Genomic DNA, 18,215 nt, shown 5'->3' on the forward strand with positions numbered 1-18,215 from the left:
CTCTCATTCAAATCGAGAACTTCCTTTCTTTACATTTATTAGTTCGCCATTTCTGGTTTTGCTTTCCCTTTTCCATTAACAAAAAACTGTAAAGCGACGATGATCAAGAAGATCACGAGTCCAATGATATCGGACATTCCCTCTGGATAAATCAGCATGAGACCACCGACAATCCCAAGAATTCGTTCTAACCAGTGTAACTTTCTTTGCCAGAATCCAATTACACCTGAGCCAATGGCCATCATACCTGCAATCGCCGTAAATACAATCCAAATTAGATGATACCAAGTAGTATCGATCATCAGCAATTCTGGTGAGAGCACGAACATATATGGAATGATGAATGCGGCTATCGCCAGCTTTGCTGAATTGACCCCTGTCTTGATCGGTTCTCCTCCGGACACCCCTGCTGCAGCAAAAGCAGCTAATGCAACTGGAGGTGTGATGTCTGCGACAATCCCAAAATAGAACACGAAAAGGTGTGCAGATAAATCAGGAATTCCTAGTAAAATGATAGCTGGAGCCGCAATGGTTGATGTGATAACATAGTTTGCGGTAGTTGGTGAACCCATTCCAAGTACAATACATGCTACCATCGTCAGCATTAAAGTCGGTATTAGGGCACCACCTGCTAGGTCTAATAAACCGTTCGCAAGCTTTAAACCTAAACCTGTTTTTGTCACTACCCCGACGATAATCCCCGCTGCGGCAGTGGCTGCGGCAACACCAAGAGCCGTTCTCGCACCATCTACTAGCGCATTAATCATATCTTTAAAGCCGATTCGAGTTTCCTTACGAATCGCGCTTACTAAAATCGTGATCACAATTGACCATAGAGCTGCACGAGTGACACTCATTCCGGTCATTAAAAGAACAATAACTGCTAAAATTGGTGTTAATAAGTAGATCTTTTTCAACACTTCTTTACGATTTGGCATTTCTTCTTTCTTTAAGCCTCGTAACCCAATTCGTTTTGCTTCAAAGTGTGTCATGATCCAAATTCCAGTAAAGTATAATAGTGCTGGAATCGCTGCAGCTTTGGCGATTTCCCAATACGTAATTCCACCGATAAATTCCACCATCAAGAACGCTGCCGCTCCCATAATTGGTGGCATTAACTGGCCTCCAGTTGAAGCCGCTGCCTCAACACCACCAGCAAATTCTTTCTTATAGCCAAGCTTTTTCATCATTGGAATTGTAAATGATCCGGAAGTTACAACGTTTGCCACAGAACTTCCACTAATGGTTCCTTGCAGGGCACTGGAGAAAATAGCAACCTTCGCTGGTCCACCTGTTTGCTTACCTGCAATCGAAACAGCCAAGTCATTAAAATATTGCCCGACTCCCGTTTTCACTAAAAATGCGCCAAACAATAAGAACAGGAAGATGAATGTAGCGGACACGCCTAAAGGTGTTCCCAAAATTCCTTCTGTTGTATAAAACATTGTTTGAATTAATCGTTCTGGTGACAACCCTCTATGTGCTAAGAAACCAGGCATTTGCGGTCCATATAGAGCATACAGTAAAAAGAGCCCTGCGATGATGGTAATCGGCATTCCAACAGCTCTTCTCGTTGCTTCAAGTACAAGTAAAACTGCTGCAACCCCAACATAAAAGTCTAACTGTGTAATAATACCAACCCTTGAAACTAAATCATCGATCATCAGTGGCCAGTAGGCACCAACTACAATGGCTGCAATCGCCAAAATGATGTCGTACCATGCTGGTTTCGTTTGAATTCCACGATTTTTCTTCCTTGCTGGAAAAAGCAAGAAGATAAGAGATAAGGCAAATCCTAGGTGGATGGAACGCTGTAATTGAGCCGTTAACACACCAAAGATCCCGGTATACAACTGGAATAAGGAAAAGGATAATAATCCAAGGAATACGATCCATTTAAATATTCCGCTTAAATTTCTCGTGTTCGATTCAGGATCGTATTTTTCTAGTAATTTTTGCTGTTCTTCCTGTGACAATGTTTCCCCATTATGACTCAATGATGTTCACTCCTTTCAATTGCTGAATGACGCTCAGCTTCCTCGTTTTAATACGCACCCATGTCCCTGGTTCTATGTAGTCTGAAAGAGAATATTCATTTGACTGAAAGATCACCCGATGATTTGCTCGAACCTGACCGATGCGAAGATCAATATAAGGAAAAGTTTGCTTCATATTTCTTATATAATATTTCCCATCAATCTCTTCAAAAGTCTCACCTTCTGAAGCATTAGACGGCATTCCGATTGCAAAATCTTCAAACATCAATTCATATTGTTGAATATTCCCATTTTTTATAATCTTGTAACTTTCGAGAACGTCAGAAAGATGGATCGAATGGGTATATTTAATTTTAAAAGCTTGTTCCTTTTTTAAAGGGATGTAGGCAAGTACTTCCTCCGTATTTTTGTATTCAAATACGAGTACCTGCTTAAATGGAATGAATACAAGAAATGTGATGAACAAAATTATGAGGGGTACTAAAAAGATGATACCTTTTCTTTGTTTCTTTTTCATGTAAACCCCACCTATAAAATGGCGTCTTTTTTTAGAAAAAATGATCTCTAAAAGATAAGTTGACCGGCTAATGAACCTATAAGAGGTTATACAGCCGGTCATTTTTCAAATTATTTGAAGCTGCTAAACAAAGTCCTATTTAGCTTTAATATCCTTTTTCATCATAGTACTTTTGAGCACCTGGATGAATCTCAATACCAGTACCTTCTTTTGCTTTAGCTGGATCGATGACTTCCGCTTTTGCATGTTGTACTTTATCTAAGTTCTCGAAGATGGCCTTAGTGATTTGATAAACAGCATCTTCAGAAAGACTATCCACAACTGCAAGCATAGCTGAAACCGCTACAGTTGGAACAGCATCTGCTAAGCCGTAAGTTCCAGCTGGGATTTCGTCATTAACATAGTATGGATATTTCTCTTTTAATGCATCAATCTTGTCTTGGTCAAGTGGTACGATGACAACATCTGAAGTAGCTGATAAACCTTCAACAGCACCTGCTGGTGAACCAGCTGTAACGAATGCAGCGTCAATTGCTCCATCTTGGATTCCATCTGTAGATTCAGCGAAATCAAGATCTTGCTTTTGAATATCTTCAAGTGTTAATCCGTACACTTCAAGAATTTGTTCTGCGTTTAGAGCAGTACCTGAACCAGGAGCACCGATTGAAACTTTCTTACCCTTTAAGTCTTCAACGGATTTAATCCCAGTTTTTGCAGTTGTAACGATATGAATGGTTTCAGGATATAATGTCCCAATTGCTTGAACATTTTCTACTGCATTTCCTTCAAACATCGCTTTTCCTTCTGCCGCATAAGAAGCGATATCGGTTTGCGTAAATGCGATTTCTGCATCACCATTTTTTAAAGTGGTCATGTTTTCAGCAGAAGCACCAGATGTTTCTGAGTTTGTGTCGATACCCGTTTCGTCTTTAATAATACTAGCAAATGCCCCACCTAGTGGATAGTATGTACCACCAGTTCCACCAGTTAAAATGCTCATGAAATCTGGAAGATCTGCACTTTCTTCTCCTGCTTGATCATCTGAATCAGTTCCACCATTATCAGCGCCATTACCTTCTTCACTGTCTCCACCACCACATGCGGCTAAGAACATTGATAACGCCAACATTAAAACGGCTAGTAATAGAAATTGCTTCTTTTTCATTCGTTTTCCCCCTTATTTTTATTAGAGTTAATCTATTTTATTTTATCACAGAATTATCTAATATTGTCAACTTATATAACATAAACCCATCTATAGCTACCTCCTCAAGTCTACTCATCTCCATATTTTCTAAGAGATAAAAGAATGTATTTCTTACCCTCCTGTGGTACAATTCTCTGTAATTAATTCATAACAGTTTAGTAAAAAAGGAGGGACTCGCATGGAATTTGCCAAAGGGAGAATTACAGAAATTGCATTTGAGAGCAAGGAGTTAAATGAAACGATTCCGATATTAATCTATCTACCAGCCTCATTCTCACCTTTATATAAATATACTCTACTGATCGCTCAGGATGGAAGAGATTACTTCCAACTTGGTCGTATAGGAAGAACAGCTGAAGAACTTTTAAATAATAGAGAGATTGAAAATATCATCATTATAGGAATCCCCTATCATGATGTAAAAGATCGACGCAAAAAGTATCATCCAAATGGAGAACAAAATGAGGCATACATACGTTTCCTTGCAAGGGAGCTTGTTCCCTTTCTCGACGAACAGTTCCCTACCTATCAAATGGGCCAAGGTCGTGCTTTAATCGGGGATTCACTCGCTGCAACTGTCTCATTAAGAGCTGCCTTAAAGTTCCCTCATACATTTGGGAAAGTGATGTTGCAGTCACCTTATGTCAATGAAAAAGTCATGGAGGAAGTTGCTAATTTTGACCAGCCACACTTGCTCTCCATTTATCATGTCATTGGCAAGCAGGAGACTGAGGTTAAGACCACTGTTGCCAAAATTGAAGATTTCCTAACTCCGAATCGGGATTTGAATGTTGTGATTGAAAGTAAAGCCTTTCCATACTTTTATGAAGAATTCGAAGGAAATCACACTTGGACCTATTGGCAACCAGATCTAAAACGTGCCCTTAAGTTGATGCTTCCTACCTAATTTTTAAATAGAGCAAACATTCTATTTGAGAAATGCCCCCCATTGTTTGCTATAATAAAAATATGAAACGTTTTCAAGAAATTGGTATTAGCGTATGTTCCTGATAAATGATCAAATTTTGGAGGTTATACAATGAAATACGGAATTGTTATTTTCCCATCCAAAGCTTTACAAGACAAAGCGAATTCTTTTCGAAAAAGATATGACCCACATTATGCCTTGATTCCTCCTCATATCACCTTAAAAAGTACATTCGAAGTGACTGATACGGTTATTAAGGAAATGGCTGAACAATTGCATCAGACAGCTCAACGGTTTTCACCTTTTCAAATAAAAGTAACAAAGTTTAGCTCATTCCAACCTGTCAATAATGTTATTTATATGAAGGTAACACCAGAACCAGAGATTGTCGATTTACAAGAGGCAGTGACTTCTGTCGTTGCTAATAGTCCATCTGAATATGCTTTTGTCCCACATATCACGGTTGGCCAAAATCTCTCTAATGATGAACATTCAGATGTGTTTGGTTCCTTAAGACTTCAAACAGTCAATCATGAAGAAGCTGTGGATCGCTTCCACCTTCTTTATCAGCTTGAAAATGGCTCTTGGACCGTATATGAAACATTTCGTTTAGGAAAGGAATAGAGAAACTTGAATTTATTACATGTAACGAATAAAGAAGAATTAGAAGAAGTATATCGAGTTCGAAAAATCGTTTTTGTTGATGAACAAAATGTATCTGTTGAAGAAGAAATTGATCACCTTGAAGAGGAATCTACACATTTTCTTCTTCAGGATGATGGGGATTCTATTGGTGCTGGACGATTTCGAGTAGTTGATGGGTACGGCAAAGTGGAAAGAATTTGCGTCCTCAAACACAAGCGAAAAAGCGGTGCTGGACGAGCCATCATGGAAGGCATTGAAGCATACGCAAAAAAAGAAGGCATTGAGAAACTTAAACTAAATGCCCAAACACACGCCATCCCTTTTTATGAAGGCTTAGGATATGACGTGGTTTCAGAAGAATTTCTCGATGCAGGCATTCCACATAAAACCATGGTGAAATATATTTTTGAACACAAAAGAGCCTAAAGGGCTCTTTTTTCCTTATATTTCTCCTCCTCATTTCTCATACTAATGAATGATTATGATGGGGAATGAGGGAATCTCGTGGATGATTATGTACAAATTCTCGTTGAACTGATTTTAGGATATATTGCTCTGTTCGCTTTAACCAAAGTAATGGGGAAAACACAAATCACACAAATTACCCCCTTCGACTTTATCTCTGCCTTAATTTTAGGAGAGTTAGTTGGAAATGCCATCTACGATGATGACATTAAATTTCAAAAAGTCATCTATGCTGTCGTCGTCTGGGGGCTTCTCATTTTTTTAACAGAAGTATTAACACAGAAAAAGAAAGGGCTTAGAAAATTATTAGAGGGACAGCCAACGATCGTCATTCGCAAGGGAAAAATTGATTACGAAGCTTTGAAGAAAACTCGTTTAGATATCAACCAACTTCAACATCTACTTCGATCAAGAGAGATCTTCTCCATTCGGGAGTGCGAGTATGCCATTTTAGAAACCGATGGATCCATTAGTGTACTAAAAAAATCTGGCTTTTCTAATGTCACAATTCGGGACATGAATCTGCCCCGGTCTCCTGTTAAGTTGCCCGTTACGTTAATTTTAGATGGAGAAATTGAAAAGGATAACCTACAGTTTATTAAGTGGGATGAAGACAAACTTTTATATGAAATGAAAAAATTGGGGGTCCACTCTACAAAGGATGTCCTCTATGTCGAATGGCAAGAAGGAGAAGAATTACTTATTCAAAAGTACTAACTTCTCCTAGACGACTTCATTAAAGTAACGGCCTTTGCCAGTTAGATCACTATAAATTTCTTCGACCATACTCTCTTTCGCTAGCTCCTGAACTGAGGAGCTATTTTTATTTAGTCTCTTCCTGAAGCTTTGCCCTCTTTCCAGCCTTTTTTCTTCACTAGTGTTGGCAGCAGCTCTTGTTCTCCCTACTGGAAAAATCTGAAATGGATCATAATTGTTTTTTACTTCTCTTTCTGCGTATTGCGTATATTGATAATTTGTTGTTGGAGGAATATAACCCATATTCACCACCTCTTTCAATAAAATTCACGAAAAACCTCTTTAGAATATATATACGATTTGGTATGATAAATTTTGTCTGTACTTATTAAAAAAGGACATGAAGAAAGTTAGATTAAAGGGGAAAATGATGAGAACAGCTGTATTAGAGAACAAGATAATCGCTACAGAACAACTAAATAGAGAACATTTTCAATGGATTCATGATGAAGGAAAAAAAGGAAAGCTCCATTGTCCAATATGTGGTGACCCTGTTCGCTTCTACTTAGGCATTGAAAAGCAACCTCACTTTTTCCACATGACCAAACATACAACTTGCCAGGAACCAGAGCTACAAGAGCTAGAATCCACTAAAGATGAAGTGGAATACGTAGAGCGAAATGGTTTCAAAATTCCCGTTTCCCGCACGATTACAACAGTGCAATATCAAACAGAGTTCAAATCTCATAGTCGAGTCAAAAAGGCTCCATTATTCATAAAAGAAACGAAAGTGGAAATGCCACCATCTAGTCCATATATACAAACCTTGAAGGAACACGGTTTTTCATTAGATGCCAATCAAATGGAAGCCGTCTCTCATGCGGAAGGTCCATTGCTTGTTCTTGCCGGAGCAGGAAGTGGCAAAACGAGAGTGTTAACAGCACGTACAGCATTCATGATTCAAGAGAAAAAAGTGGATCCCCGCTCAATCATGCTTGTCACCTTTACCGCAAAGGCAGCAATGGAAATGAAAAAGCGCTTAAAACAATATCCAGGCGTCACTCAGCAACAAATTCAGTCATTATTGGCTGGAACGTTTCACAGTATTTTCTACCGCATTTTGTCTTTCCATGAGCGAAGTAAATGGAGTTCTGATAAATTATTAAAAAAAGAGTGGCAAAAGGAACAAATCATAAAATTAGGTGGTAAGGAGCTAGAGTTAGATGAGAAGGAGTTTGCTTACGATCTAGCATTGCAACAAATTGGGTTTTGGAAAAACTCATTAGTTCTTCCTTCTCAAATTAAGCCTGAAACTCCATGGGAGGAAAAGGTCGCCTTTCTCTTTCAGTTTTATGAACAGACGAAACGTGAAAAAGGCTTATTTGACTTTGATGATATGCTTCTTGGCTGCTATCAGCTGTTTCAAGAGAACCCTTCCCTTCTTGAAAGTTACCAAAAACGTTTTCGCTATTTCCTTATTGACAAGTTTCAGGATATCAACAAGGTTCAATACGAATTGATTCGCATGCTATCATCTTCGAAAAATATATGTGCAGTTGGAGATGACGATCAGTCTATTTATTCATTTCGAGGAAGTGACCCTCATTACCTGCTTGAATTTGAAAAAGATTTTCCGAATTCAAAGCTAGTTGTCTTAAATGAAAACTATCGCTCAAGCCATGAAATCGTGGCAACAGCCAATACGATTATTAAAAAGAATAAAGAGCGTAGACTTAAGGAAATGCACGCCCAATTCTCTTCTGAACGCTCCCCTGTTTTATTCTTCCCTTTTGATGAGGAAGAAGAAGCAACGATGATCGTTCAAGATATTCAAGAGAAAATTGAAAAAGGCTACGAGCCTCGCGATTTTGCTGTTCTTTTTCGAACGAATACGAGCAGTAGAGCGATTTTCGAAAGATTAACCAATTCCAGTCTTCCGTTTAAAATTGATCAAGATGTGGAACCATTTTATGAGCGTTTTATCGTAAAAGGAATGCTTTCTTTTCTCAGACTTTCATTGAATGAGGATGATCAAGATGCGATACGGTCCATCCTTCCCGTCCTATTTGTGAAAAATAATGTTCTCCAGGACTTAAAGGCTGACAGCATTCTTAATGATTGCTCTTTACTCGAATGTATCAGTCAATTAAAAACAGGTTTTGCTTTTCAAGAAAAGAAGTTGAAAAAACTAGTCCCTGTCATTCGTTCGTTGCATCAGCTAGCACCAGTCACGGCGATGGACATCCTAGAAAAAGAACTAGGTTATGGGGACTTTATTAAGAAAAGAGGCAATGAAGGAAATAAGCTTGATAAGGGCTCTGATGATATTCGTGATTTAAAGGTTGCCGCACGTGGTTTCAAAACGATTCTTGAGTTTCTAGACCATGTTAATCATATGACAGCCATGAATAAAGAAATAAAGAATATCAGTAAAACGCTCGATAATGCTCTTACTTTAAGCACGATTCACCGTTCGAAGGGCTTGGAGTATAAAGTTGTTTACGTTGTTAGTACAGTCGATGGAAGTCTTCCCCATGATTTCGCGCTAGATTCATTCCGCAATGGCGATCTAGCACCTTTAGAGGAAGAAAGACGCTTGCTATATGTCGCCATCACAAGAGCCATGGAACAATTATATCTCTCTGTCCCACAAAAACGTCGCGGCAAAAACGCCCATCCTTCTCGTTTTTTAGCTCCAGTGAAATAGACAAAAGTCGCTCCTATTTTTGAGCGACTTTTTTGTACTATCTCTTGTTAAGCATTTTTGAAATCGTATTGAAATCCAACTGCTTTCCGTCACTGACAATTGACTTAACAATTTTATCCTCAGTTTCCTTATTTACAGGTTTATTAGCAATTTGTGATACTCTTCTGATCACGTTTCGTACCGTTTTTTCGTCCTTGAAGTTCGCCCCTTGTAATGAATTGGCTAAGTCAAAAACATCCTTCATATTTACGCCCGTCTTTTTTTCGATATTCTTAAAGAAATGATTATCCATTTTGTAAAACTACGCCTCCTTTTCAAGCTACTTACATTTTATGAATGTAGCTACAGAAGGGTGATATGAAATGCAAAAGAAAGGCGTATTTCATAGATTTATAGATTTCATCCATTTTTTACTCAGGATCTATTTAATTAGCCAACCACCGTCCACAAGCACATCGCTTCCGGTCATATAGGATGCTTCTTCTGACGCAACAAACGCAATGACATTGGCGATCTCTAAGGCTTTCCCAATTCTCCCTAGGGCTGTATTTTCTTCAATCGTCTTCACAAACTTCTCATTTTCCAAGCCTTTCTCTGTCAGCGGAGTATCGACAAAGCCTGGTGAAACAGAGTTTACACGAATGCCATATGGAGCCAATTCTAACGCAAGTGACCTTGTAAAATTAATCACTCCTGCTTTCGCTGCACTATAATGGGGCATGAGAGCACCTGCTTGATGTCCGGAGAGAGAGGCGACATTAACAATCGCACGTCCCTGTAAGCCATTTTCTTCTTTCGCCTTTGTGACCATGAAGTTCCCTAGTATTTTTGAGACAAGAAAGACGCTCCTTAAATTAGCATTTTGAATATCATCCCAATCATCTTCGGTTGTTTCTAGTATTTTTGAATTTTGCAGGCCTCCAGCATTATTTACTAGAATATGAAGGTCACCAAAGTGAATTTGGAGATAGTCAGAAAGCTCCTGTACATCTTCTTCATCCGTTACATCCGCTTGAAAAATCTCAGCCATCGGAATTTTTTTCGTTTTATTGATCTCATTCGCAACCGCTTCCAACTTAGACTTCGTTCTTCCCACTAAAACAACTCTTGCACCTTCTTCTGCCAATTTGATCGCAACTTCTTTTCCAATTCCACTCCCTGCCCCTGTAATGAGGGCAATCGTTTGAGAAAATCTCATTTCACCCAGCACCCCTTTTTAAACGAATTATGTATCTCTAATATACTCCTTTCATCAAATTATTCAATTATTTTGCTGAAAATTCATAATATTCTATTGTTATAACAATAAAAGAAATGCCGTCTCTGTACGAAACGACATTTCTTTTTTTGCTTCATTAGTTAATGATTAATTATAGAAGCTAGCGCCTACTACAATTAATAGGATAAATAACACGACGATTAATACGAAAGTAGATCCGCCGTATCCACCTCCGTATCCACCGCCATAGCCATAGCCACCAAAGCCACATCCGAAGCCCATATATGTCACCTCGCTTTATACGGTCTCACTAGTAACATATGTATCGGTCCAAGAATGTGTATAGGCTGTTTAATAGATTCCGCTCAAAAACATGCTCATCCTTTTGGTTTAAAAATTAGTGCTCCGATAAAGGCGAATACAATGGCAGCGGAAATACCTGAACTCGTCACTTCAAACATGCCTGTCAGAACTCCTACTAAGCCATGTTTTTCGGCCTCTTGTAATGCCCCATGAACAAGGGTATTACCGAAATTCGTAATAGGAACAGTTGCTCCAGCCCCTGCAAAATCCGCTAAAGGTTCATATAATCCTAACCCATCAAGTATAGCCCCCATGACGACAAGCAAGCTTAGTGTATGTCCTGGAGTTAATTTTGCTACATCAAATAATAATTGACCGATGACACAAATGAGCCCTCCAACAACGAATGCCCAAAAAAACATTGGTAGCAAGTTGATAACCTCCTTTTCTTATCCGTTCATTTCAATCGATACTGCATGAGCAATACAAGGAATGCTCTCATTTTGCTGATATGTTAATGGGGATAACAACGCTCCCGTTGCTACAACGAGAATTCTCTTATAGGTACCTTTTTGCATTTCGTTAAGAAGATGCCCATATAAAACGGAAGCAGAGCATCCAGCTCCACTTGCTCCAGCTTGAACTGGCTGTTCATCGTTATAAATCATCAAGCCACAGTCCTGAAATTTCTCCCATTCGATATTCAAGCCATTCTTTTGCAGTAACTCAAACGTGACCTCTCTACCGATTTTTGCTAGGTCACCTGTGACAATTAAATCATAATAAGAAGGATCCAATTTCAAATCATTAAAATGAGCAGTAATTGTATCTGCCGCAGCTGGTGCCATCGCTCCGCCCATATTGTAGGGGTCTGTCATTCCTAAATCAATGACCTTCCCCAAGGTGGCAGAAGTTGTTACAGGAATCCCCTTTTCATTCTCGTTTTTCTTCACCAACGCTGCACCCGCTCCTGTAACGGTCCATTGAGCAGTAGGAGGTTTTTGTCCTCCATATTCAGTTGGATAACGGAATTGTTTTTCTGTTGCTGCATTGTGGCTGGATGCACCGGTTAAGACGTAATCAGCACCTTGGTAATTAATGAAAAATGAAGCTAGTGCAAGTCCTTCCATTGAAGTTGAGCAAGCACCAAAGATACCGATATACGGTAATTGGATTGTTCGTGCCGCCATACTTGACGGGGTAATCTGATTGATTAAATCACCGGCAATAAAAAATTGTACATCGTCTTTTGTTTTATTCCCTTTTTGAAGAGCCGTTTGGGTTGCTTCTTCCATCAATACACGTTGAGCTTTTTCATAGGAGTCTTCCCCCATCCATAGATCATCATGAATAATATCAAAGTCGGCCGCCAATTTTCCTTTTGCCTCAAATGGACCTACGGACACACCTGTTGAGACGATGACGGGTTTATTTGGAAATACCCATGACTGCTTTCCCTTACGCATTAAATAACCCCCCATTTCATGAGAAGGACTTTTATTAAAGCTACAATAAATGCTGAAAAAACACCGAATAAGATGACAGAGCCTGCTAGTTTAAACATGTTTCCTCCTACTCCTAATACGAAACCTTCCGTACGGTGTTCAATCGCGGCGGAAATCACCGCATTTCCAAAACCTGTAACTGGCACAGCACTACCAGCACCGGCAAATTGACCAATATGATCATAGATGCCAAAACCAGTTAGAATCATGGAAATAAAAACCATTGTTGCCACAGTCGGATTTCCTGCCGTTTGTTCAGTAAAATTGAAAAAGTAAATATAAAAATAGGTGATCGCTTGTCCAACAACACAAAAAAGCCCACCAATAATAAATGCTTTTATACAATTTTTCAATATCGGTCTTTTTACTTCATGTTTCTTTTCTAGGGATTGATATTGTTGTTGTTCTTTTGTCTTCTCCCCCATGAACTAGGCCCCTTTCATGTTAATTCTTTCTTCATTTTGATAATTTCCTGAAGCTTTTTCTCCGCTTTTTCTTTTGAATAATTCGGATCCTTTAAATTTTCTTCAAGCTCCATTGCTTCAAGAAATATCTTATAATCACTTGAGACAATGAAATTTTCTTTAGGATATTTTTCCTCAAGCAATTTATTAATTCTTTTCTCGATATCCTTCATATGATAACGTTGCAAATGCCTTACCTTATAGGCGACGAGAATATTCTTCTCCCCTTTTAAGACAGAAACATCATAAAGCTCCTTAAACCCTTCGACATCTTGCTCAATAGAGCGGACCAAATCCATTTCCTTTTTTGTATTTCTCTCAAAAGAGAGTGGGGCAGGATTCGTTGTTTTTACTAATGCTATCCCGCTTCCCTTCGGTCCGTCATTGTTGCATGCACATAAAAACATGACCATAACAAGAAAATATGTAAGCAGTATTTTCCTCATTTCATCCCCATCCTCTACGACATCTTAGATTGCTTTTATTTTCCTCGACTTTCCCTTAATTTATGAATCCTTGTACACTTCCAATATCTGTAACATTAAAAAAGCCTGCTAATATGCATTAGCAGACTGTAAATAAAGTCTTGTTTTATCTTGTTTTTTTCTTTCCACAGCCACAACCTTTTTTTCTTTTCGACGGTTTAGGTTGCTGTTTTTTCAATGTAAGATTTGGGTTCGTACTTTGTATTCTCATTAATTCTCTCTCCCATCATAAATGTATTTCACCACGTCTAAAAGGGCCTTATATCGAGCATATGTGGGTACCGCTATGATAATCTATGCAAATTTGCAATGCCTGTATATGTGCATGACCTAATTTCGAAAAAAAGTTAGGACTTCGTTCACAAAAAATGCTGAATTATCGTTTCAATAATAGCAGCAATACCAGCAACCGCTAATATCAGGAGAAAAGGAGTAGCAAATGCTGGCAACTGCAGATAAAAAAGACATAATCCTGCAGCAGACCATATCCCCGTACACCAATAACAACTTAATAATTCTCCGATAAAATGAGTGAATCCCCCACTTTTTGGAACATAGTAGACTTCTTCCTCCCCATTTTCATTTACTTCAACCTCTTCCACAAAAAATGGACTTCTTATAAATTCCGTAATTTTATCAAAGACAATTAAACGGGTAAGACGAAAGCTAGCAAGTGAAATAACGATAAATTCCATCCAAGATATAAGCATTTCATCCATCCTTCAACATGATATTTTCTCGCCTATTTTTAGGAAATAAGGCGTTTGTCCGTTACCCAAATGCCTCTATAGCAATATGTTATTAATGTAATATTACTTCTAAAGAAAATAAGGAGGAATAACGAATGGGTTGTGGAAAAAAAGACGACGTACTAGGCACTAGCACTGGCAATTGTGTATGCGAAGTTGTCCGTGCTATAAAAGACATCCAAGATGCTGCCGAAGATGTTTGTGAATGTCCTACTAACTGTTTCCAGGAACCACTTGGTTCTTTGATTAAACCGGGTAAAAGACAAAGAGTAGATACTCGTGTCTTCTCATTAAAAACAGCAGATGGGTCTCCTTTCCATGCATTCTTCAGACATGATGAATGTGCATGCGTATCTATTTTTTTCCGAGTTGAAGAGGTTTTTGACAACTGCTGTGCAACATTACGTGTCATTAAACCGGTTAAAAACGGAGAAGCGGTAGATTTAACTCATGGTAGCTGCATCGATTTAGGTAAGATTTGCCAAGTAGAAGGCTTTAGAGCAACAAATGACTGTGTAACTGTTGACTTAAGCTGCTTCTGTGCTATCCAGTGCGTTGCTGATGTTGACTTAGACATTTGCGAAGACTAATGGTTAGGATGGCATATGATTTTGTTGAAGTGAAGTGTCTAGTCTTTAGGCTAGACACTTCTTCAATTCATGTTGAATGGCGTTTTCCTACATACCGACCATTCTTACTTCCAGCAAATCTTTGATAAGGATAGTAGATTCTGTTTTATCAAAAAGCTTGACGATCACTTCTCGATTGTTCTTCTCCTTTAAGATCCCCCGCACTGCTTTCCCTTCCGTTTGGAACAAACACGGAACTGGAGGCAATTGTGGAGGAAAGTTAGCTAAGTAATCTAGCTTTTCTTCTACGTTCATTTCTTTAAATGGCTTCAGCCTTTGAAAAGAAAAACCATGATCATGCCCCTTTGCTTTCCCTTCATAGCCTTCGATTTTTTGCTGTACTTCCTTAGCTGATAATCTTACTTCATCATGATTTGGTGCTCCAAAAATGGCTTCCTCTTCTTGCTCAAACGAACCTTTACTTCTTCTTCTTTTTTCTCCACCTTCAACTGGCATCTTTTCTCCGCTAGGTTTTGGGTCATTCTTCATTGCTTGTTTTAAAGAAAACGTTTCCTGCATTTTCCCTTTTAGCGGTTTAAATGGTGGCTGCTGTATAAAGAGTCGAGGATCCTTTTTCTTCTGTTCCTTGCTCAAATGTCACACCTCCACATACAATTGATTCATTTTATATGTATGCCAAAGCGTTGATTTCGTTTCCTAGTAAAGAAGGATGCATGCATCAGAATGTACAGTTTTGGTGTTATATATTGCATACTCTTGTTCTTTGTTCATGAGGTATGATTACAGTGCGTGAATGAAAAATAAAAAAACTGCACCCTCTCCTTGTCAGAACTCGTCCAACAATTTAAGATGCAGTCAGCCTATTATTTATAAAATATGGAATCCAGAATCAACATGAAGATTTTCTCCAGTCATCCCTCTTGATAAATCACTGAATAGGAATAAAGCTGTATCTCCAACCTCTTCAGGTGTTGTTGTTCTACGTAATGGAGCACGCTCTTCAATCTCTTTTAAAATCGAATTGAAATCACTTACACCTTTCGCGGAAAGAGTGCGGATTGGACCGGCAGAAATGGAATTTACGCGAATCGCTTGAGGTCCTAAGTCATTTGCTAAGTACTTCACGCTTGCGTCTAAAGAAGCCTTTGCTACGCCCATAACATTGTAGTTTTGGACTACTCTTTCCCCACCTAAATAAGTAAGTGTAACAATACTTCCACCTTCTGTCATGTACTCTCTTGCTACTTTTGCTACAGCAGTTAAAGAATAAGAGCTGACATTATGAGCGAGCAAAAAGCCATCACGTGTAGTGTTCATATATTCACCTTGTAACTCTTCCTTGTTCGCAAACGCGATACAATGGGCTACCCCATGAATGGTTCCAACTTCAGAATGAATCGTTTCAAAGCATTTTGCAATGTCTTCATCAACGGTTACATCACAAGGTAAAATTAGAGAGTGATTTCCTTCTAATGTGTCCACTAATTCTCTTACACTTTTCTCAAGTCTTTCCCCTACATATGTAAAAATCAATCTCGCTCCGGCATTGTGTAAAGACCGAGCAATTCCCCAAGCGATGCTTCGTTTGTTTGCTACACCCATAACCACTATATTTTTTCCTTCTAACGAAAGAGTCATTTTATTACCTCCTGTATCATTATTACAAGTTATTAGAACCTGATACTAATTCTAACTGATTTTTTCTAAAAAGAAAAGCAGCAATACCATTTTCTCGTATTACTGCCCTTCTTCCGTACCTTACAACATTTCTAGTTCTCGTTTTAATTCATCAACATATTCCTTTGTTCCAGTAACAATGAGACGGTCATTCAATTGCAATTCTGTATCTCCATGTGGAACGATAGAATCCTTGCCACGGAAGATACGTACAAAAATGATGTCGCCGGTAAATGGAAATCTTCTCACCGTCATGCCATCAAATTCTTCGTTCAACAAGCGAATTTCATATAAGGCTGTATCTTGATTCGTTAAAATATTCATCACTCTCGGTGACTCAATCAATGCACGTAATAACGCCTTTGAAGAGTTAAAGACTGAGTAGACCTCTACCCCTTCTTCTCTTAGTCCTTCTTCTAAATCTGGGCTTTCGATCCGAACGATAACTCGTTCTACTCCTTGTTCCTTGACGGCAATCGCTAATGTTGCGTTAATTTCATCATCACCAGTTGAAACGACAACAATATCGGCAGTAAAAACTTCAGTATTTTCTAATGCAGAAATGGAAAAATCAGCAATTTCATTTACCTCAAACAACGAATCGGCAATTTGTGATTCAGATTTTTCCTGCCTTGTATGGTAAATAACTGTTTCGTAAAGAGATGATTTTAGCTCCCTTGAAATCGGTAAGGTCAATTGGTTCGCCCCAATAAAAGCGATTTTCAATTTCTTCTCCGTAACCGTTTCTTTTGGCATCAAGTTTTTAAAGAGAATCGGTGTTAAGACACAAGAAATAACAGCTACTAATATGAGTGTTCCACTCATTTCAGACGTAATAACTCCCATTCTCTCTCCAATCGTCGCTGCTGCAATGACTAACGACAATGTCGAAGTTAATAGAAATCCAGCAGCAAAGACTGTTTTTGTATTAAACCATATTTTCAACACCGCTACTGGGATTAATTTTGAGACTAATAAAGCAATTAAAAGAAGCGGAATGAGCATAAGCATTTTCGGATCGTCGAATAGTTGCCATATATCCAAGTCTACTCCGACCATTACGAAGAAGATCGGAATTAAAAAGCCATATCCAAACGAGTCAAGCTTATGTACTAACTCTTGATTCGGCGAAAGAAGTGATACGAGCACACCAGCTAAAAATGCCCCTAAAATATTTTCTGCTCCAACTGTTTCTGAAATAGCAACGAGCAAAATAATAAGCGTAAAGACAGCTCTTGTCCCTATTTGAATCGTCCCTGTGGACATGGCTTCAAGAAGCTTATTATTTTTAAATCTTTTTCCAACAAAGAAAAGCAACATTCCCGCCGCAAATAGTACGAGCAATAGCCATGTATTCCCTTGACCACCGTCATATAGAGAAACAAAGACGGCAAGTAAAACCATTGTTACTAAATCAGCAATAACAGCAATTAAAAGGATAATTTGCCCAATCCCTGTTTTCATTAAATTGGCTTCCTTCAGAGTTGGCACAACCACTCCTAAGGAAATTGTAGAAATAATTAAAGTCATTAGAAAAGCATTTTCAATAATGCCAGCGAGAACAAATAAATAAGAGAGGCCGTATGAGACAGCAAAAATACCTATAAAGACAATAGACGCAACCAGAAAGCTGTTCGGCTCATCCTTTCCATTCGGAAGCTTTTCTTTTTTCTTTTTCCCAGAAAATGCGGAAAAATCAATTTCCAATCCACTTAAAAACATCAAAAATATAAAACCAAGTGTTGATAATGTTTCCAACCACATATCATCTTGAACGAGGTTAAATCCACTTTTTCCTATTACTAGCCCCACTAAAATTTCCGCGACCACAACAGGTATAAAGGCTAGCTTTAACCGATGTAAAAACAGCGGTGTTAAAAATGCCACAATAATAACAATAACTAAAGATGCTACGGACGCACCATGTTCCATTTACACTCCTCCTAAACTTATAAAATAATTGAATGGCGCCCCCATTTATTCTCCACTTTCTTAAAAATCGTATTTTTAATACATGGAACCTTGTGAACGTTCAAACATATGACTGATGCATGTATAAAT

At 38.5% G+C, this 18,215-nt stretch carries 21 protein-coding genes; 6 read left to right on the forward strand and 15 right to left on the reverse strand.

The annotated features are described in order from the left end of the window. Window positions 1-38: 38 nt before the first annotated feature. The 3 genes from AA0X71_RS16515 to AA0X71_RS16525 form a co-directional block, all read right to left on the reverse strand. Entirely contained in the window at window positions 39-1,997 is a 1,959-nt protein-coding gene (locus AA0X71_RS16515) for a TRAP transporter permease (RefSeq protein WP_413356404.1), read from the reverse strand. Next, window positions 1,987-2,514: a DUF1850 domain-containing protein gene (locus AA0X71_RS16520; protein WP_413356405.1), complete on the reverse strand. Its 528-nt coding sequence runs from the start codon at window positions 2,512-2,514 to the stop codon at window positions 1,987-1,989. The genes AA0X71_RS16515 and AA0X71_RS16520 overlap by 11 nt, the downstream gene beginning before the upstream one ends. A gap of 145 nt (window positions 2,515-2,659) precedes the next feature. Further along, on the reverse strand, window positions 2,660-3,679 hold the full coding sequence (locus tag AA0X71_RS16525; RefSeq protein WP_413356406.1) for a TAXI family TRAP transporter solute-binding subunit: 1,020 nt from the start codon (window positions 3,677-3,679) through the stop codon (window positions 2,660-2,662). Window positions 3,680-3,899: 220 nt separating this feature from the next. On the opposite strand from AA0X71_RS16525, the gene AA0X71_RS16530 reads away from it, so the two are divergent. From AA0X71_RS16530 to AA0X71_RS16545, 4 genes are all read left to right on the forward strand, one after another. Continuing rightward, window positions 3,900-4,628, forward strand: a complete 729-nt coding sequence (locus tag AA0X71_RS16530) for an alpha/beta hydrolase (protein ID WP_413356407.1) — start codon at window positions 3,900-3,902, stop codon at window positions 4,626-4,628. A 132-nt stretch (window positions 4,629-4,760) separates the two neighbouring features. Next, window positions 4,761-5,273: a YjcG family protein gene (locus tag AA0X71_RS16535; protein ID WP_413356408.1), complete on the forward strand. Its 513-nt coding sequence runs from the start codon at window positions 4,761-4,763 to the stop codon at window positions 5,271-5,273. Window positions 5,274-5,279: 6 nt separating this feature from the next. Beyond that, entirely contained in the window at window positions 5,280-5,720 is a 441-nt protein-coding gene (locus tag AA0X71_RS16540) for a GNAT family N-acetyltransferase (protein ID WP_413356409.1), read from the forward strand. A gap of 78 nt (window positions 5,721-5,798) precedes the next feature. Beyond that, window positions 5,799-6,476: a DUF421 domain-containing protein gene (locus tag AA0X71_RS16545; RefSeq protein WP_413356410.1), complete on the forward strand. Its 678-nt coding sequence runs from the start codon at window positions 5,799-5,801 to the stop codon at window positions 6,474-6,476. A gap of 6 nt (window positions 6,477-6,482) precedes the next feature. Here AA0X71_RS16545 and AA0X71_RS16550 read toward each other — a convergent pair whose 3' ends face one another. After that, a complete protein-coding gene (locus AA0X71_RS16550; protein WP_413356411.1) occupies window positions 6,483-6,758 on the reverse strand; it encodes a hypothetical protein in 276 nt (91 codons plus the stop codon). Window positions 6,759-6,885: 127 nt separating this feature from the next. Between AA0X71_RS16550 and AA0X71_RS16555 the strand changes: the two genes are divergently transcribed. Then, a complete protein-coding gene (locus AA0X71_RS16555; RefSeq protein WP_413356412.1) occupies window positions 6,886-9,162 on the forward strand; it encodes a competence protein CoiA family protein in 2,277 nt (758 codons plus the stop codon). A 37-nt stretch (window positions 9,163-9,199) separates the two neighbouring features. On the opposite strand, the gene AA0X71_RS16560 is transcribed toward AA0X71_RS16555, so the two are convergent. The 8 genes from AA0X71_RS16560 to AA0X71_RS16595 form a co-directional block, all read right to left on the reverse strand. Then, the gene (locus AA0X71_RS16560; protein ID WP_413356413.1) at window positions 9,200-9,454 is read right to left on the reverse strand and encodes a stage VI sporulation protein F; all 255 of its coding nucleotides are present in this window, start codon (window positions 9,452-9,454) and stop codon (window positions 9,200-9,202) included. Between the two features lie 129 nt (window positions 9,455-9,583). Then, entirely contained in the window at window positions 9,584-10,360 is a 777-nt protein-coding gene (locus tag AA0X71_RS16565; protein ID WP_413356414.1) for an SDR family NAD(P)-dependent oxidoreductase, read from the reverse strand. Window positions 10,361-10,528: 168 nt separating this feature from the next. Then, window positions 10,529-10,663 carry a YjcZ family sporulation protein gene (locus tag AA0X71_RS16570; protein WP_413356415.1) on the reverse strand — a complete coding sequence of 45 codons (135 nt, stop codon included), beginning with the start codon at window positions 10,661-10,663 and terminating at the stop codon, window positions 10,529-10,531. Window positions 10,664-10,758: 95 nt separating this feature from the next. Continuing rightward, window positions 10,759-11,115 (reverse strand): stage V sporulation protein AE, encoded by a 357-nt coding sequence (spoVAE, locus tag AA0X71_RS16575; protein WP_413356416.1) that lies wholly within the window; start codon window positions 11,113-11,115, stop codon window positions 10,759-10,761. Between the two features lie 18 nt (window positions 11,116-11,133). Then, window positions 11,134-12,150, reverse strand: a complete 1,017-nt coding sequence (gene spoVAD / locus AA0X71_RS16580; RefSeq protein ID WP_413356417.1) for a stage V sporulation protein AD — start codon at window positions 12,148-12,150, stop codon at window positions 11,134-11,136. Beyond that, on the reverse strand, window positions 12,150-12,614 hold the full coding sequence (gene spoVAC, locus AA0X71_RS16585; RefSeq protein ID WP_413356418.1) for a stage V sporulation protein AC: 465 nt from the start codon (window positions 12,612-12,614) through the stop codon (window positions 12,150-12,152). Before spoVAC ends, spoVAD begins: the two co-directional genes overlap by 1 nt. A gap of 14 nt (window positions 12,615-12,628) precedes the next feature. Beyond that, the gene (locus AA0X71_RS16590; protein ID WP_413356419.1) at window positions 12,629-13,099 is read right to left on the reverse strand and encodes a sporulation protein; all 471 of its coding nucleotides are present in this window, start codon (window positions 13,097-13,099) and stop codon (window positions 12,629-12,631) included. Between the two features lie 398 nt (window positions 13,100-13,497). Continuing rightward, complete coding sequence (locus AA0X71_RS16595) at window positions 13,498-13,848, reverse strand: DUF1360 domain-containing protein (RefSeq protein WP_413356420.1); 351 nt, start codon at window positions 13,846-13,848, stop codon at window positions 13,498-13,500. A 134-nt stretch (window positions 13,849-13,982) separates the two neighbouring features. On the opposite strand from AA0X71_RS16595, the gene AA0X71_RS16600 reads away from it, so the two are divergent. Continuing rightward, window positions 13,983-14,477 carry a CotY/CotZ family spore coat protein gene (locus AA0X71_RS16600; protein WP_019153212.1) on the forward strand — a complete coding sequence of 165 codons (495 nt, stop codon included), beginning with the start codon at window positions 13,983-13,985 and terminating at the stop codon, window positions 14,475-14,477. 87 nt (window positions 14,478-14,564) lie between these two features. On the opposite strand, the gene AA0X71_RS16605 is transcribed toward AA0X71_RS16600, so the two are convergent. The 3 genes from AA0X71_RS16605 to AA0X71_RS16615 form a co-directional block, all read right to left on the reverse strand. Next, the gene (locus AA0X71_RS16605; protein ID WP_413356421.1) at window positions 14,565-15,110 is read right to left on the reverse strand and encodes a CotO family spore coat protein; all 546 of its coding nucleotides are present in this window, start codon (window positions 15,108-15,110) and stop codon (window positions 14,565-14,567) included. A gap of 234 nt (window positions 15,111-15,344) precedes the next feature. After that, the gene (gene fabI / locus AA0X71_RS16610; protein WP_413356422.1) at window positions 15,345-16,115 is read right to left on the reverse strand and encodes an enoyl-ACP reductase FabI; all 771 of its coding nucleotides are present in this window, start codon (window positions 16,113-16,115) and stop codon (window positions 15,345-15,347) included. A gap of 120 nt (window positions 16,116-16,235) precedes the next feature. Continuing rightward, the gene (locus tag AA0X71_RS16615) at window positions 16,236-18,086 is read right to left on the reverse strand and encodes a monovalent cation:proton antiporter family protein (RefSeq protein WP_413356423.1); all 1,851 of its coding nucleotides are present in this window, start codon (window positions 18,084-18,086) and stop codon (window positions 16,236-16,238) included. Between the last annotated feature and the right edge of the window lie 129 nt (window positions 18,087-18,215).

Origin of the sequence: Robertmurraya phoenicis (genome assembly GCF_047302285.1) — a bacterium.
GTDB lineage: Bacteria > Bacillota > Bacilli > Bacillales > Cytobacillaceae > Robertmurraya.